11 protein-coding genes and 4 pseudogenes are annotated in these 16,078 nt (G+C 65.2%); 3 read left to right on the top strand and 12 right to left on the bottom strand.

What is annotated here, in order from left to right; genetic code table 11:
- The 9 genes and pseudogenes from RGD00_RS21465 to RGD00_RS21505 all read right to left on the bottom strand — a co-directional run.
- Positions 1-133, bottom strand: a pseudogene (locus tag RGD00_RS21465) (IS5/IS1182 family transposase); the annotation flags it as partial.
- A 39-nt stretch (positions 134-172) separates the two neighbouring features.
- Entirely contained in the window at positions 173-1,228 is a 1,056-nt protein-coding gene (locus tag RGD00_RS21470) for a phospholipase D-like domain-containing protein (RefSeq protein ID WP_310459289.1), read from the bottom strand.
- On the bottom strand, positions 1,228-2,445 hold the full coding sequence (locus tag RGD00_RS21475; protein WP_310459290.1) for a hypothetical protein: 1,218 nt from the start codon (positions 2,443-2,445) through the stop codon (positions 1,228-1,230). Before RGD00_RS21475 ends, RGD00_RS21470 begins: the two co-directional genes overlap by 1 nt.
- Complete coding sequence (locus RGD00_RS21480; protein WP_310459291.1) at positions 2,445-5,630, bottom strand: UvrD-helicase domain-containing protein; 3,186 nt, start codon at positions 5,628-5,630, stop codon at positions 2,445-2,447. Before RGD00_RS21480 ends, RGD00_RS21475 begins: the two co-directional genes overlap by 1 nt.
- Before the next feature lie 2 nt (positions 5,631-5,632).
- On the bottom strand, positions 5,633-8,179 hold the full coding sequence (locus RGD00_RS21485; RefSeq protein ID WP_310459292.1) for a PD-(D/E)XK nuclease family protein: 2,547 nt from the start codon (positions 8,177-8,179) through the stop codon (positions 5,633-5,635).
- Between the two features lie 61 nt (positions 8,180-8,240).
- Positions 8,241-8,828 (bottom strand): hypothetical protein, encoded by a 588-nt coding sequence (locus RGD00_RS21490; RefSeq protein WP_310459293.1) that lies wholly within the window; start codon positions 8,826-8,828, stop codon positions 8,241-8,243.
- A gap of 87 nt (positions 8,829-8,915) precedes the next feature.
- Positions 8,916-9,551 carry a hypothetical protein gene (locus RGD00_RS21495; RefSeq protein WP_310459294.1) on the bottom strand — a complete coding sequence of 212 codons (636 nt, stop codon included), beginning with the start codon at positions 9,549-9,551 and terminating at the stop codon, positions 8,916-8,918.
- A gap of 84 nt (positions 9,552-9,635) precedes the next feature.
- Complete coding sequence (locus RGD00_RS21500) at positions 9,636-10,586, bottom strand: helix-turn-helix transcriptional regulator (RefSeq protein ID WP_310459295.1); 951 nt, start codon at positions 10,584-10,586, stop codon at positions 9,636-9,638.
- A gap of 49 nt (positions 10,587-10,635) precedes the next feature.
- Positions 10,636-12,639: an AAA family ATPase gene (locus RGD00_RS21505; RefSeq protein ID WP_310459296.1), complete on the bottom strand. Its 2,004-nt coding sequence runs from the start codon at positions 12,637-12,639 to the stop codon at positions 10,636-10,638.
- 75 nt (positions 12,640-12,714) lie between these two features.
- Between RGD00_RS21505 and RGD00_RS21510 the strand changes: the two genes are divergently transcribed.
- Together RGD00_RS21510 and RGD00_RS21515 are read left to right on the top strand one after the other, a co-directional pair.
- The gene (locus RGD00_RS21510) at positions 12,715-13,203 is read left to right on the top strand and encodes a hypothetical protein (RefSeq protein WP_310459297.1); all 489 of its coding nucleotides are present in this window, start codon (positions 12,715-12,717) and stop codon (positions 13,201-13,203) included.
- Positions 13,176-13,535, top strand: a pseudogene (locus RGD00_RS21515) (Sir2 family NAD-dependent protein deacetylase); the annotation flags it as partial. The gene RGD00_RS21510 and the pseudogene RGD00_RS21515, both read left to right, overlap by 28 nt.
- Positions 13,536-13,556: 21 nt before the next feature.
- On the opposite strand, the pseudogene RGD00_RS21520 reads toward RGD00_RS21515, so the two are convergent.
- The 3 genes and pseudogenes from RGD00_RS21520 to RGD00_RS21530 all read right to left on the bottom strand — a co-directional run.
- Positions 13,557-13,763, bottom strand: a pseudogene (locus RGD00_RS21520) (transposase); the annotation flags it as partial.
- 23 nt (positions 13,764-13,786) lie between these two features.
- Positions 13,787-14,371: a hypothetical protein gene (locus RGD00_RS21525; protein WP_310459298.1), complete on the bottom strand. Its 585-nt coding sequence runs from the start codon at positions 14,369-14,371 to the stop codon at positions 13,787-13,789.
- A gap of 337 nt (positions 14,372-14,708) precedes the next feature.
- Positions 14,709-15,713, bottom strand: coding sequence for a tyrosine-type recombinase/integrase (locus tag RGD00_RS21530; RefSeq protein WP_310459299.1), 1,005 nt, complete (start codon positions 15,711-15,713; stop codon positions 14,709-14,711).
- A gap of 232 nt (positions 15,714-15,945) precedes the next feature.
- Here RGD00_RS21530 and RGD00_RS21535 point away from each other — a divergent pair.
- Positions 15,946-16,078, top strand: a pseudogene (locus tag RGD00_RS21535) (IS5/IS1182 family transposase); the annotation flags it as partial.

The raw sequence follows: 16,078 nt of genomic DNA on the forward strand, positions 1-16,078 counted from the left end.
GCTTGCCAGTCGGCGCGGCCTTCCACGTCATGGCGGGGTCGAACCAGATCGTCAGAGAGCCGCGGCGCTTGAGCGCTGGGTTATAGGCGGGCCAGTTCCTGGTCTTGTAGATCGGGGGTGTCGGTCTGCTCATGCAGTCAAGCTACCACGCTGGATTCACGAGATGAATCCCTCACGCGATTTGTGCAACAGAGCCCCGCCAACCCAAACCTTCAGGCAAATCGACGACCACGCCCGCCTCGAGATTGCCCCCGGCATCAGCGGCGAGTTCGAAACCGTTGCCGCTGAGATTCCCCGAACCGAGATAGACCCGGCCCACGATTTCGGTGCCTCCCGAGGCCAGAAGGATGAATTTGGCATGAAGCCGCCCCTCATCCCCATGCACAACGGACCAAGGGCGGCGCAAATTCCAGCCCGCCGCGGACAGGGACCCAGCCCGTGCCACAAGGCCCTGGCAGGACATGGGGTTGAGGAACAGATCCAGAGAGGCGTCCTTTGTCAGGGATTTCTGCTGCACCAATGCCTGCCGCAGCCGCTCCGGCAGGCCCGCGGCCCCGTCGCCTTCGGCCTCGAAATAGCCCGAGCCGAGAATGAGCCGGGTCGCCCGCTTTCGCATCCCGATCCGCTCGAGCACCTGCGGAAACAAGGCGCGGCTGCGGCTGTCGATGAAACGGGGAGCCGCGTGCGAGGCCGGCAAGGCGTTCAGCGCGGCTTCCAGCCGGGCATCGGGGCGCGATCCATCGTAGTAACGCTCGATCAGCGCGCAATCCGCGCGTTCGCGAAGCCAGCCAAACATGTCCCAGGCGGCACGGACCTCGGCAATATCCTGGTCCCCGGGTTTGGCGGTATCGACATCGACCGACCAGAACAGGTCGATGCTGCCGGTCAGCGGATCCTGCGTCCAGTTGCCGGTGCTGACCGCAAGCCTGAGGATATAGCCGTCACCCTCACGCCTGCGAAACCCGAGAAGCGCCACCTTGGCGTGGAGCAGATTGTAGCCCCGCTGCCCAAGCCGCATCCACATCCAGGCAAGGCCCGGGATATCCGAAACGGCATTTACCGTCGGGTGGATGAAGGCCGCAAGCACCGGGCGCGCCATCTCGCCCGCGAATGTCCGCCGGATCTGCCCCAACACCTGCGGCGTGGCAGTAAACCCGCAGATCAGGCCAAAGTCGCCGAAACAATTCTCGGGCGGCATGAACAGGGAATAGAGCGTGGTATTCTGCATCAGGACTGCACTTCGCCGGCCGCGTCCCGGCTGCCGGGGTTCACCCGGCCGGAAAGTTCGGTCGCAAGACAACGAAGGTTGTAGAGCCGGAAGAGTTGTGGGGCGAAGGCATCGCTCGCGGGCGGCCTGTTCTCGTCATCGGGATCGGCGCCTCCCCGCGACTCCCCCGCCGCGGGCCCCAGGGTGATGTAATCCCCACGCCAAAGGATCACCGTCGCATCCCGCTCGGCCAGTTTCTGCAACAGCCCCGGATCGGGCAGGCTTCGGACCTGCGATAGAAAGCCACGGCTGGTCGCCTCCCCACCCGCATCGATCCGGTCCCCCTGCCGGCTGGCAAGGCTGCGAAGCGCGGAAAGCGGCGCCGCAACCTCCTTGGCCGCCTCGTCAAGCGACAGGCGAACCGGCTGGTTGTCGTCGCGCAGCCGGAGAAGCCGCTGCTCCAGCCGGTCCAGAACGGCGAGTGCCGCATCGCGCAGATCCATGAAGGCGACGCCCGCGCGCAGATCCGACCAATGGTCCGGCTCGATCCCCGGCAAGGGGGTGCTGCTCTCCAGTTGCGCGGCGGAGGGGCCGGCCCCGAGACTCGCCAGATTGCGGCGACGGGCCGATCCGGCATCCTCTCCTTCCAGCAGCCGGGCACGGATCAGCTTTCTGACCTCATCGGGCACCCTGCCCCCTGGCCCAAACGCCTTGATCGCAGCGTCCAACCCGTGGGGCCTGCCGCCATGCGCCCAAGCCCCCAGGAGACGCCGAAATTCCTGCATCACCGGCAGTTCGAGCATCCGCCTGCCGGCCGTGTGGATGCGGAACGCGCCGTAACGGCTGCCCTGCACGAAGCCGAGCGCGACCAGCGGCTGCACCATCGCCATGCGGATCGGCTGCACGACATAGGTGCCGCACCGGGCGAGGTTGCGGAAACTGCTGTCCGCAAGTCCCTGCATCTTGCGGGCCCCCCGCACGCGGCGATCCGGCGGGCCGAGGATTGCCCCCAGCATCACCCGCGCCTCCACCGCATTGCCCACCGGCAAGGCCGGCACGCCCAGCTCCTCGGCGATCGACACCGCCAGCACCGACCAGAGGATCGGTATCGGAAACCACATGCCGCCGATCCCCGGCACGGCGCGGTCGTTGAAATGGCGCACCGCTGCCGCGAGGCCGAGGTTTTGCTGGCGCCGCTGCGAGATCACCGTATCGGGCGCGAGTATTCCCCAGGACATCAGCCGGCCCCGATCCGCAGCGGGGTTCCGGCCAGAGGGGCAACATCGGCAACGGCAAGTCGCCCATGATCGACCCAGAACACCGCCACCCCGTGCAGAGGGGTCTGCGGAAACAGCTCTGTCACCAGCTCCGCATAGGCGGAAAGCTGCGGCCAGTAGGGGCCGAAACCTTCGCCGCCGCCGCCGGACTTGTGGTCGATCAGCAGCGCGCTTTCAGGTCCGATGGCCAGAAGGTCGATGGTGCCGGAGATTTCGGCGCCCTCCGGCGTATGGCCCAGAACCGGGATCTCGGCCCGTAGCCCGGTGTAACCTTCAGCCGTCAGCCAGGCTTTCAGCGCCTCGGCTCGGGCGGCGACAAGCGTCAGGGTGGCGTCATCCAGCCCGGTCGCCTCAGCCAGGGCGGTGGCGAGGTCGGGCCGGGTCAGGCAGGTGCGCAGCGCCAGATGCAGGGCGGTGCCGCGCATGGCATCGTTGACCGCTTTCGGCCAAGGCGCGCCGAGGGCAATGCTGCGGGCCTCGGGCGCGGAGGCGGCCGTGCGGGTTTGCGAGGGTTGCAGTCGCCACGGCGTCAGCGGCGGGACCGGCAAAGGAGCGGCATGGCCGAAGCGGAGGGCATCGAGCCTGCCCACAGGCATGTATTCGGTGAGGCTCGCCTGCTCCGGCAGTTGCGTGATCACGGCAGGGCAATCGACTGTGCCGATCCGCACCATGCCGCCGCCGATCTGCGGGGTGCAGCAATCTTCGAGAATGTGAAAGAGGCATTTCGCCTCGGGTGTATCTTCGTCGCGATCCTTCAGGAAGCCCGGCCATTCCAGCACCAGCCGGTCACGGGCACGGGTCAGCGCCACATAGAGCAGGTTCTTTGCATTTGCTTCGAACTCAGCGCGGCGATCCTCGATGAAGCGCCGTCCGGCCTCTGGGGCGGCGAAGCCGGGCGTGTGGATCAGCGCGGCGGAGGCCAGAACCACGGCCATGTCGTCGATCCGGTCCAGCGCATCGAAGCGGGTCGCAGTGGTGCCGGGGCGCTCCTCGATGCCGTAGTCGAACTCTGCCACCACGGTGATCGGCCATTCGCGCCCCTTGGAGGCGTGCCAGGTCACGATTTCCACCGCCTCGGCACTGTCGGCCGCAGGATCGGGGCGGCGGTCGAAATCACGCTCACCCGCGCGCGCCTGGAGCCAGCCGAGAAAGACCTTGGCGGTCTCGCCATGAAAGCCCGAGGCGGCCTTGAGGTCGCGATGCGCGGTCTCGAATTCCGCCGCTTCGGCCTCGAGCCGCAGCAGATCGGCGCGGGCCTGGGCGGCGTCGGGCTGGCGGTCCGCCCAGAGCCGCAGGTCCGATGCCTCCAGCACCAGGTCCAGCGCCGCGCCGACCGGCAGCCGGGCCAGCCGATCCGACAGGCCCGCAAGCCGCATCAGCACCGGATCGTCGGCCAACCGCCCGTCAATCTGTGCGGCAAGCGCATCTTGCAACGCCAGCGGATCGGGCCCCAGCGTGCGCAGGAGCAGACCGGAATGGACATCCGCCGGGTTGGCCGCGAAGGCCAACGCCGCACGGGCGGCCTGCACCGCCGGGCTTGCGGCCCAACCATCCTCGCTGATGCGGACCGGCACGCCGCGCGCCCGCAATTCCTCGGCATAGCGGGCGGCGGTGGCGTGGCGGCAGACCAGCAGCGCGATGTCGGACGGGCGCGCAGGACGTGCGCCTTTCGTCTGGCGATCGGTGACGCTTTCCCCATCCTTCAGAATGCGGGCGATGCGCTCGGCGATATGTTCTTGAGGTTTCGCGAAATTCTTCACCCCGCGCCCTTTGACCACATTCAGCAGTTCCAGCGCCGGACCCGCCACCGGATCGCGGGTCGGCGCCAGCGGATTATAGTCCGCGCCGAACAGCCCCGCCCCCATGGCGTTGACGAAGTCCATCACCGCCGGCGTCGAGCGCCAGTTGCGGTCCAGCGGCTGCGTGGCCCCGGGGTTCGCCACGGCCAGCGCCTGCGACAGCCGCGGGTCGGCGCCCTGGAAGCCCATGATCGACTGCTTCACATCCCCCACCAGAAGGGTGCGCGGCGCGTGCTGCCCAAGCTGCCACAGCAGCGCGAACTGCACCGGGTTGGTGTCCTGGAACTCGTCGATGATCACGCAGTCGATTTCATCCAGCACCGCCTGCCGCACCGCCGGATCGGTGCGCAACAGGCGTTCGGCGCCGGTGATCATGTCCGCGAAGTCGATCAGGCCCAGCGCCTTCTTGCGCGCCTCGTAAGCCTCCATCACCTCCTGCGCACAGGCGATCAGGCAGCGCAAGTGCAGCTTCGCATCCGCGAGCGGGCCGGGATGGGCGGGCAGCACATCGGCGGCTTCCATGATGGCGGCTGCCAGATCGTCATAACCCTCGGGCGTCCTGCTGCTGCGGTTCGAGGTGAACAGACCGCGCAGCGACTGCCAGCACTGCCAGTCCCGGTCGAGCAATCCGGGATCGCGCGCCACCTGCCGGAACAGGGCGAGGTTCTTCTCCAGCCTTTCGACATTGGTCCTCGCGGTGATCCCGGCCATGCCGCCTTCGGGGAAGGCAGCGATCATGGCCTGCACCGCAAGCGCCAGCGCGTCACGGGCCGCGACCGGATCGGACAGCACCTCGCCATAGACCCGATCCAGCCGGGCCAGCGCCGGGGCGATCAGCCCGGGGTCGCGTCCCTTGTCGCCGAGGCCGCGCAACAGGTCGATCATCGACAGCACACGGGCGCGCAAGCTGTCCTCGACCGTCTCGCCCTTCTGCCAGTTCGCCTCATAGCCGAAGCGCTCGGGTTCGGCCTTGATCGGGTCCAGGGACTTGGCGTGGGCCAAAGCCTGACGGATCAGCAGGTCGCGTTCGGCATCGCCCAGATGGCGCGGCTGTGGCGAAGCCCCCGCCGCCAGTGCGTGTTCGGTCAGCAGCCGCAGGCCGAGGCCATGGATGGTGGAGACATAGGCGCGTTCCACCGCCATCGCCTCGGCGACCAGCCCGTCGGCCAGCAGCCCGGCGCGGATGCGCTCGCGCAGCTCGCCCGCCGCGGCCTCGGTGAAGGTGACGGCCAGGATGCGTTCGGGTCGCACCACGCCGCGCTTCACCCAGTCGGACAGCTGCGTCTTGATGCGATGGGTCTTGCCCGCGCCCGCCCCGGCCGGGACGATGACCAGTCCTGTGTCCATGGTCATTCCTCCTCGACCTGACGGATGAAGGCGGTGACGAGGGCAGAACCATCGGTCAGCGCATAGGGGGTGAATCCGGCCTCTTTCCGGAAGAAGCCCTCGTCCTCCGAGGTGTTCAGCACCACCCGCCCTGCGCCCAGTTCCGCCAGCCGGGCGGTCAGCCTTGCGATGGCGCCCGCGTTCACCGCATCGCCCATGTCGCGGGCCGGAGAACCTTCGGCCAGCGACAGGCCCGAGGTCAGCAACCCGCCATCGTTCATCAGGTGATAGGCGATGCCGACCCTGCGGCCGATCAGCGGCTCCATCCCGTCGCCGTCGTGGCGGATCGGGCGGGCGATCATGTCGCGGTAAAGCCCGGCCTGCAGATCCCACCCCGCCTCCATCCGCTTGCGTCGGCCGGAGGTGCCGCTTTTCTTGTGATCCACCACCAGAAACGCGCCGTCCGGCAGTTCCAGCACGGTGTCGGCCTTGCCATGCAGGCCGATGCCATGCGCCTCGCCCGCCAGCCAGATCTCGTTGCCGATGATCTTCGCCCGCAGCGCCACGAGATATTCGCGCCAGCGCAGGGCGGCCTGGCAGATTTCGCGCTCCAGCCCCCGGCGCTCCATCTCCCAGGCAGAACTGCGCAGGAAACCGGCGTGGCGGGAAAGCGCCCGGTCATAGGCCTCGGCCACGGCCGCAGGCAGCGCCTCGGGATCGGGGATCGCCTCGCCCGCCGGAAAGACATGCTCGAACACATCATGGGCGATATTGCCCTTGGCCAGCACGTCGAGTTCCTCGGCAGACCAGGACATGTCCTCGGCCCCGACCTCGCCCAGAATCCACGCCAGCGGGCTGACCAGCAGCGTCTCCAGCCGCGAGGGCGATTGCGGTCTGGCGGTGCCATCGTCGCGCCGGCGCAGGGCCAGCAGATCGAGGCCGGGGAAGGCTAGGGCCTCGGGCAGATCGGGGGGCGCCGGCAACGGCAGCGGGGCGTGGTGCGCGACGGGCCAGTCCGCGGGCGGAACGCGCGACAGATCGGTGATCAGATCGCCCGCGGCGTCCACTCCCGCGATGGCCCGCGCCACCAGCGACAGCCCCGCCGAGGCTTGCAGCCGGGCGCCCGACAGATCGCGCCAGGGGACAAGGAAGGTCACGCTTTCCGCCGTGGCCTGCAACTGCTGGTCGAACAGCGCAAGGCCCCGCGCCAGCCCCTCGGCCCGCCCCCGCAGCGCAAGGCCGGTGGCGGCGTGGATCGCCGCGATCTCGCTGTCGAGGAACAGCGGATTGGCGCGCGGCCGCGTCGGATAAAGCCCGTCGGTGAAATCGGTCACGATCAGGTGGCGGCAGGGGCGCCACGGGCTTTCCTGCGCGTGCCACAGGCTGACGCCCTCCAGATTGCGCTCTGGATCGGCCGCGGCGGGCGGTGCGATCTGGATACCGCGCAGGATCGTCTCCCAATCCGGCGAGCCGTCCCCGGAAGGGATCGGCAGGCGGGCGCGGACCTGATCGCCACCACCCAAGCGCTCGCAAATACGGTCAAGAAGAAAACGTAGCTGTGCCAGACTGCCCGCCGATGCGCGGATATCGTCCCACAGCGCCTTATGCGCCGGGGTTGCGGACAGGATCCCGCCCCGAAAGTCGCCGCCCATCAGGCTTTCCGCCAGATCGCGCCCGGTCTGCGCCGACCACGGCATCAGGGGCGAAAGCGCCAGACTTGCCAGAACCATCGCCGGCGTCGGCGGGCGCTTGGCCAGCGCCAGATGCAGCGCCGTCTCGCCGATCGTGTCGCGTTCGGGCAGGTGCCCGGGAAGGCCCGACAGCGGCACACCCTGGGCGGCAAAGGCCCGGGCAAGGTGGCGCGGCTCGCCCGCCACCAGCACGGCGATGTCGCGGGCAGGAAGGCCGGCCTCGATCAGCGCCCGCGCCCGGGCGGCAGCGAAATCGGCGCAGGCCGCGGGGTCGCGCAGGCCGAAGAAAGACAGGCTGCCGTCCTGCCGCCCGGGCGCCATGTCCGGCGCGGCAAGGCCCGCCTGCAAGGCGTGAAGCCTGCTGCCCTCGCGGGCCACGCGCATCTTCGCAGGCCCGGCGACCACGCCGAATTCCCGCGCCAGCCGCGCATGGAGCGCCCGCATCGCGGCCGGAGCCAGCGGGTCGAGAGAGCCTTCCACCACCGGTAGCGGATCGAGGAACCGCCCTTCAGGCAGTTCCAGCACATGCCGCACCGGGGCCAGCCCCTCGGGCAGCGCATCGCCCAGCCTGCGCCACAGCCCGGTCAGCGCCAGCAGATGGCGCCTTGCCCGGCTCTCGGGCAGAGCATCCACATCCGGCACCCGCAGATCCGGCGTCGCCAGCACCAGATCCTCCAGCGCCGCCGTCACCGCCGAGATCGTCTCGACCGGCGCATTGGCAAGGCTTTCGGCCCAGACCGGATCGGGGTTTTCGGCAATCACCCGCCCCGGGGACCAATCCGGGGCAATGGGAGCAAGCGTCAGTTCGGCAAGGCCGGTATCGCTTGGCCGGTAATGCAGGCCGGAACGGGGATCGGCAACGAGAAAGGGGTAGAACATCGCTGGCCTGCAATCTGGTGGTTCGGGACACTGTAGTGAGAGGCTGCTTGAAATCAACGCGTTAGAGTGGCGGCTTCCACACTTGGGGCCGCAGAAGAGCCAGCAACAGGCCGGAAAGGGCATAGGGTTCATCCCGCATGACAGGCGATGTGCCATCGGGCTGAACAAGACCAGGCGCCACCAGCGGTCCCTGCGGCGCAAGCGCGCTCCACACTTCCACTTCATCGAGATTGCAGCACCAGGCAATCACCGCCTCATCCGAAACACCGATCTCGCGCCTCAGCGTGGCCGCGAAATCGGCAACCGCACCGCCGCGCTGCTGCAGCACCAGAAAGCGCAGGATGGTGGTTTCGGTGGGACCAAGGCCCAGATGCGCCGCGATGGTGGCAAGGCGCGCAAGCGGCTGGTCCGGCGGCTCCGCCATGCCCTGCAACCGCGCGCCGAGATGATCGCGAAGCACCTGCCAGCCCAGCGGATCGACCCCGGCCCGATACCGCCCCGCCGGAGCGACGTCCGGGACGGGGCCGAAGATGTCCGGCCGGGCGGCGATCCACCGCGCAAGGATCAGCGCCTCGCCCCGCCCGGCCGGTATGGCATCAACCAGCCGCAGGGCGATGCCGTGGAGTGTGTATGTGTCTATGGTGTGCATCCTGCCCTCCGTGAGTCGGGGGCAGGATGGGGGGTGGGGGTGTCAGATTCGGGCGTATACGCAGCCGACACACGAGCCGATCTGATCTCACAAGCGCGACGTTATTATTCCAAATGCAGCGGGGTATTCTACGCCCGCCCACTCCTGCAATCTCGTGTTGGTGTTCCGAAAAACTGCATACTGTAGACTGCTAACCTCTAAGCGATAGGATTCCAACTTTTCAATCATCGCTGCGTTTTCGGAATATATGGCACGATTTACAGCGTCCTCTTTTCCAAAACCGTCGCGCAATGATCTATCTTTGCCGCGCTCTATAGAGTTCGCAGCCACACTAGCCGAGAAGAATGCCGCAGCAACGACACTCCATCCATCTGCTTCCGCTGCTTTCTTACTCTCCTTGGCGAACCTGCGAGACCTATCGATTAGGTTTACAAGTCTTTTCCGTCGGTCAGATCGACCGTCAGCTCTGTATGTATAAAGGAAATGATCCTTCTTCGCTTCGATCCATAGCCAAGAATCTTCGACATAAAGTTCCATGTCCAGTCGTCCAACAAAACTTTTTGGGCGGCCTGGGCGACCAGTAAATTTCTGTTTGTCCACGTTCGGTTCGCAAAGTGCCGGGCAATTGCACTGCCAAGCCGCAGCCGCCAACATCGCTGTGTTTGAGTTCTCAACATACCAGGCAGGAAGATCGCCGAACTGCGTGACGTAGGTCGCATTCATTGCCGCCCACGCGTTCACGATTTTTTTCCATTCCCCATCGAATGTATTTACGACCGTAGTGAAACCCGATAGCTTTCTACTCATTTATACCAATCCCGTCTTGACTTGCACATTTACCTCCACCCTATCCCCCCAGCGCGCCAGATACCATTCCATTTCTTGTCTCCCGCCGGCCCGAAACCGCACCAGAAGCGAGCCATCCTCCAGCCGCTCCATCGTCTGTTTTGGGTGGAACACATATCCCGCCGCTTCGTCCGCCACGTCGGGCAGGAAGCGCCATTCGACGTCCTGCGGCTCTTCGCGCCAGATGCCGAAACTCTCCGACAGCCAGTCCTGCAAATCGAAGCCATCCGGGCGGGTATAGATATCGGGCTCCAAGGAAACCCGCTCGAATCCGGCCAGGGCGAACAGGCGCAGGGCGTCCTGATATTCGCTCCAGGCCAGAAGATATTGCCGACCCTGCCCGAACAGCATGGCAATCGGGCCGAGGCGGGTATTGCGCGACAGCCGGGCCGTGCCGCGCGCGCGGTGATCGGCAGAGATCATCACCCCCGCCAGGATCGCCTCGCGCAGGGCGGACAGGATGTCCGGCGCGATGCGCTCGCGCGGGCCGGGGCGGAAGGCGACGCCATCGGCCATCAACTGGGCCTCGAGATCGGCGGCCATGGTGCGGCGGCGGTCGGCGCGGAACATGGCCTGCACCTTGACCAGCAGCCGTTCCAGCACCTCGGCGGTCAGTTCGTCCCCCTCGCGCCGCGCAATCGCCGCCGCGCGGTGGCCGGCGGTCAGTTCGTCCAGCGTCGGTTCGACCATCCTGCCCAAAGACCCCGGCGGGAAGCGCCAGTATTTGCGGCCCGCCTCGCCGGCGATCTCCTCGATCTGCGGATAGGCGTTGCGGACCGCGTCGCGCATCCGCTCGGCGGTGCGGCGCGAGACCGCGAATGCGCGTTCGATATCGGCAAGGCAGACCCCCTCGGCCGAGCCCTGCATCATCAGCGCCAGTTTCTGCAGGTCTTCCTGACGGGCGTATCGCATAAGTCCTCCGGGCGGTGCTGCGCCACTTTTGCGGCGCGGCATCATGGCGTCAACGGCCAAAGCCGATCGGACGGGCCTCCCCCTCCTTCGCCGTCGCCTCGCGCGCCAGTTCGCCCAGGATCGCCTGCGCCCCGGTTTCGCCGAGTGCCCGCATCCTGCGGGCGACATTGGCGAAATCACCAGGCGCGAGTCGGTCGAGAAGCGCCAGCCCCGCCGGCGCGGGGCCGGAGAAATGCGCGGCCCAGGCGAGCGGAAGCTGTTCGGCGCAGAGATGGCCGAAGCGGATGCGGAAGGTGAAGCGGCGCTGCGTGGCGGGATCGAGCTTTTCGACGAAATTCGTGGTGCAGACGAAGGGCAGCGGGTGGCTTTCCATCCAGGTCAGCATTTCATTGACCTGGGAAACCTCCCAGCTGCGCTCCGCCTCGTGCCGGTCGGCCAGCAGGCTGTCGGCCTCGTCGAAGATCAGCATGGCGTCTGCCGCGCGCGCCTCGGCGAAGGCGCGGGCGATGTTCTGCTCGCTCTCGCCGACCCATTTCGAGATGAGGTCCGAGGCCCGCTTCTCGATCACCGGCATCCCGATCACCCGCGCCAGATGCCGCGCCCAGGCGCTCTTTCCGGTGCCCGCCGGGCCTTCCAGGCAGAAGCTGACCCGCCGGGGCGCATCCGGCGCGGCCAGCCGGACCTCGATCCGGGCGAGGTCCATGTCGGCGTGGGCGAGGTCCGGATGCCAGGGCACCTCGGAGTGGTGGCGCGGCGCATTGTCCGCACCGCCCTTCGCCAGCCGTGCGGCAGCCTCCAGCACCTGCGACACGACCGTCTCGCCCCCCTCGCACAGCCGCGCCATCCGCATCGCGTCGGAGACCAGCGCCGGAGCCTGATCGTGGTGCTCGGCCAGCTGGGGCAGGGCATCCGCCGCGAGCCCGACGCCGTGCCGCGCCTCCAGCCGCTGCCAGATCCGCGCCCGCACCCGGCCGGAAGGCGGACGCATCAGCGCCGAATAGCTCATCCGCCGCAGGAAGGCAGGGTCACAGAAGTCCACCCAGTTCGTGGTCCAGATCACCGGAATCGGGTTCGATTCCAGCATCCGGTTCATATGGACCTTCGAGGGCCGGTCGCGGCCGGAGAAGGGGCTCGCCCCGCCGAGCAGATCCTCCATCTCGTCGAACAGCAGCACGGTATCGGACCGCGCGCCCAGCATCCGGCAGGCCATGCCCATCTCTGCCAGCCGTTCGCGGCGCGAGGGTTCGCCGCCCTCGTCATCGTTTTCCCCCACTGCCCGCAGTTCGGCGCCGACCTCGCGCGCCAATACCTTGGCGAATTCGGTCTTGCCGGTGCCGGGCGGGCCATAGAGCAGGACATTCACTCCCGCCGTCCCGCTGGCCAGCGCATGGGAGATGAGGTCGCGCATCAGCACGGCATCGCGCCCCAGACCTTCGAAATCCTGCCATTCGGCCGCAGGCGCGGCCGCGCGCGGAAACATCAGGCCGATCAGATCCCCGATGCCTGCGACATCCGCCAGCAGCGCGCGGAGGAGGCGGTCGGACAGGTCGAAGGGGATCCGAGTGTAGCGACGCCCTCTTTCCGAATGAACCAGCCCCGAGGTCACCAGCCGGCCGGTGGGCCGTATCGCCGCGCGGATCGCGGGTTCGGGGGCGCGGCAGAACCAGGACAGCAGCAGCGGGATCGTGACCTCCCTCGTATCCAGTGCCCCGTTCACCACATGCTCGAACCCGTCGAAAATCCTGTAGAACGCGACGAAGGCCAGGATCCGCGTCTCGACCGGCGAAAGGCCGAAGTGATCGCCCAGAAGGGCGGCGTTGCGGCCCAGGATCTCGCCCTCGCCCCCACCCGCGGCGGGGACTAGGCTTTGCGCCAGCCTGCGCACCTTGTCCCACCAGATCGCGCCGGGGCGTGTGCTGGGACGTTCCGGGCATTCGACTTCGGTCAGATATTCCAGCCAGCCCGGCAGTTCCTTCGCCACCCGGCTGGACGGGCCGAAGCGCCCGGCCAGCCGGGCAATCAGGTCGAGGGTCAGATGTTGTTCGTGGCTCATGCTCTGTCTCCATCGGTGGCGGCTGGGATAGCGAGGAGGAGCGACAGATACGGACGTATCTCGAGTGTCGCACTGATGAGTCTTTGTCGCCGGGACGAGCGCCACACGACCGGATGTGACGCATCCGGCAAGAAGGTTGACGAGGCGCTGCGAGTCATCACCACTCGCGGCCAGCACAAGGAACAGACAATGCTGGAAATCCCCGAATACCACTCTATGAAAGCCATCGGCTGCACTGGAGCCATGATCGCCGTCTCGGTCAGCATTGACGGCAACACCCGCATGACGCCGACGATTCAGATGCAGCCGGATGTCGTCGCACGACTCGTTGAGGCCTGCCTTTCCGGATCGATAGATTTCATGTCCTTCGACGAACATCCCGAGCGACTGACCGGCATCAGCCTGAACCGCGAGGATAGAATGCCGACTGTCTCCCTGACGGCGCGATCCCTGAGGGAGAAGGACGGGTTTCCGCAGGATTGGAAGATCGCGGATCCGCGCAACGTCGGTGCCACTCCATGGGATGGGCAAATGAAATGCCCCGACCTTCGCTTGTCATCCTGACCGGCGCCGGAATCTCGGCGGAAAGCGGGCTTGGCACTTTCCGCTCACGCGATGGGATCTGGGCCAAGTATGATCTCAACGAGGTCGCGACGCCGCGTGCCTTCGCGTCGGATCTCCGAATGGTGCATGATTTCTACAACCTGCGCCGAAAGGTCTGCCTGGAAGCAACACCTCATGCGGGGCATAAGGCGCTCGTCCGCCTGCAGCGGGAATAGCGCGGCGACTTCCATCTCGTGACCCAGAATGTCGATGATCTGCACGAACGAGGGGGTAGCGAAAATGTCCTGCACATGCATGGCGAGCTGCTGCGTGCCCGCTGCCATGACTGCGGTCTGCTGTGACCCCCGATAGCTCGCCATCCCGAACAGCACTTTCATCGTGAGGCAGGTCTGGATGGCTGCGTCGCTGTAGTCCGCTTGTCGCCCGCGCTTGCCAGTCGGCGCGGCCTTCCACGTCATGGCGGGGTCGAACCAGATCGTCAGAGAGCCGCGGCGCTTGAGCGCTTGGTTATAGGCGGGCCAGTTCCTGGTCTTGTAGATCGGGGGTGTCGGTCTGCTCATGCAGTCAAGCTACCACGCTGGATTCACGAGATGAATCCCTCACGCGATTTGTGCAACAGAGCCGCATCAATGTCGTCACCGCTCAGGGTTCCTCGCTCGCGCAACATCTCGGCGACATTTGAGATTTCTGACCAATATTCGTTGATCGCACGGCTCAGGTTTCGCTTGGCTGTATTCAGAAGTTTCTTGCGGGCGGGTATGTTCGGCTCAACATGACACAAAAGGGTGGTGACTTGACTGTAGTCGTTCGCGGAGGCCGCAGGATTGAAGCTTGGTGGATGCATTTTGCATTCGGCAAACGGACCAGCTAACACATGCATACAGTAGCCGATGACAGCTTCTTTGTCACTCTTGTTCAGTGCGGACCTCTTGTTCAGGATTGGATTCATTCGAACCGAGGAAATCGTTAAACACAAAGGGTGACCGTGGGCGGACCTGTTCTGTATCGCGAGTGGATCATTCATGATAAAATCGGAGTCAATCGAAACCCAGGCGACCTCGTAGCCGGTCAAGCGAGCGATCACAGCGTGACCAGCTTCGTGAATCGAGGGTTTAAGATTTTCGAGATCGAACCAGTTCAGTTCGGTGTGCATCTCGGGAATCGTCATTGCGAGCGAAATCGGAGTGTTCATTGTCGTCCTCGCTGGAGCTTATGAAGGGAACCGGAGCGGCAGCCGCTTCGGCAAACCTACTATTAAGCACGATTCGACCACTTGTCGCGCGGCTAATGAGCGGCAAACTTAGCACGTTTTTGTAATTACTTTCAGATGGTTGCGTCGAGAGGTTTGCAGAAAATTCCGAAACGAGCCAGTTTCTGCTCGATTTGCAAAGTCCATCTCGTCGATGCAAGGAGGCGAACGGATGACTTCGTCGTCGTCCTATGCCGACAGGAATGCACCCCAATCCATCATCAACTGAAGTTGCGTCGCCACCATGTCACGACTGCTACGGCTTTGAGATTGTGACCTGAGTATCGTCTTCATCTGACTGACTATCGCCCAGATCGTAACTCGGCAGAGCATCAATCAGCCTCAGCTTCGCGGCGATCGTGACATCGCCATAGTCATCCGCAGCCGACCCGCTGGTGTGTCCCTGAATCGCGTTAAGAACCCTGTCGGACATTCCGAGTTCACGTCCAATTGTTTTGAAGCGATGTCTCCAGCCGTGACTGGGCTGAACATTTTTCGGGGTTAGTTCGCTTTCTCGCAACCAAGTCGATATTCTCCCGCTGGTTGCTTTGGCTCTTGCCAAGAACCTTTCGTGATCGGTGCCGTTGTGGAACAAAGGACCGACATCGGCGCGCCGAAGGAAGTCAAGGAAACCGAGGTCCACGACTTGCTGGTGCAATGGGACATCCCGATATTCCTTGCTCTTTACCGAACCGCCTTCCGGGGTGATCCGGACAATCCAGCGCCCATTCTCTTCACGGATGTCTTCTTTTCGTAGTTGCGTCAATTCGGTGACCCTGGCGCCGGTAAAAGCACACAAGAGAGGCACCCAGCGTTTTGCGGCGACAACTGGGGCGCTCTCCTGATTGGAAGGGTTTGTGGCTTCGACGGGCTGGTAATTCAAGGACGCTTTCAGGATGCGCACTGCTTCGGACGTTGTGTAGCCGCTTTCGCGCGTCTTGACCTTCTTCGGCACCTTTTGCCGAACCTTCTCCATGGGATTCGTCGACAGTCGCAGGTTGTCGACTGCCCAATTCACCACTGCGCGGACGGCAGCGAGATACTTGTCCGAAACGGTCTTGGGCGACTTTCCTTCAGCAAGCAAAGCGTCGCGCCATTTCAGCAGATCAGCTTGATTGATACGGCTTGCATCATCGTGACCAAGAAACGCCGACAGGGAGCGGATGGGTGGCTCCCACTTCGCGCCTCCGTCGAGGTGCTTTCCCATCGTCTTTGAATACGCCATATAGTCGCGAAACAGCCCAAGCAACGAAACACGCATGGTTTTCGTCGGAGGACGGACAAGCGGATCGGTCGGCGTGCCACCAAAAACGCCTCGATCCAGTTCGAGTGTCCGCTCCAGTCCCTGAATCTGCGCACGCAGGATCTTTTCGGCTAACGCGCGCCAATCGCGTGTTCCGGGTTCGACGGCGAGTTGATTGTCGCGGATGGGCTCTGTTGCACAAATCGCGTGAGGGATTCATCTCGTGAATCCAGCGTGGTAGCTTGACTGCATGAGCAGACCGACACCCCCGATCTACAAGACCAGGAACTGGCCCGCCTATAACCAAGCGCTCAAGCGCCGCGGCTCTCTGACGATCTGGTTCGACCCCGCCATGACGTGGAAGGCCGCGCCGACTGGCAAGC

Source organism: Ruixingdingia sedimenti, assembly GCF_031432425.1.
Lineage (GTDB): Bacteria > Pseudomonadota > Alphaproteobacteria > Rhodobacterales > Rhodobacteraceae > Ruixingdingia > Ruixingdingia sedimenti.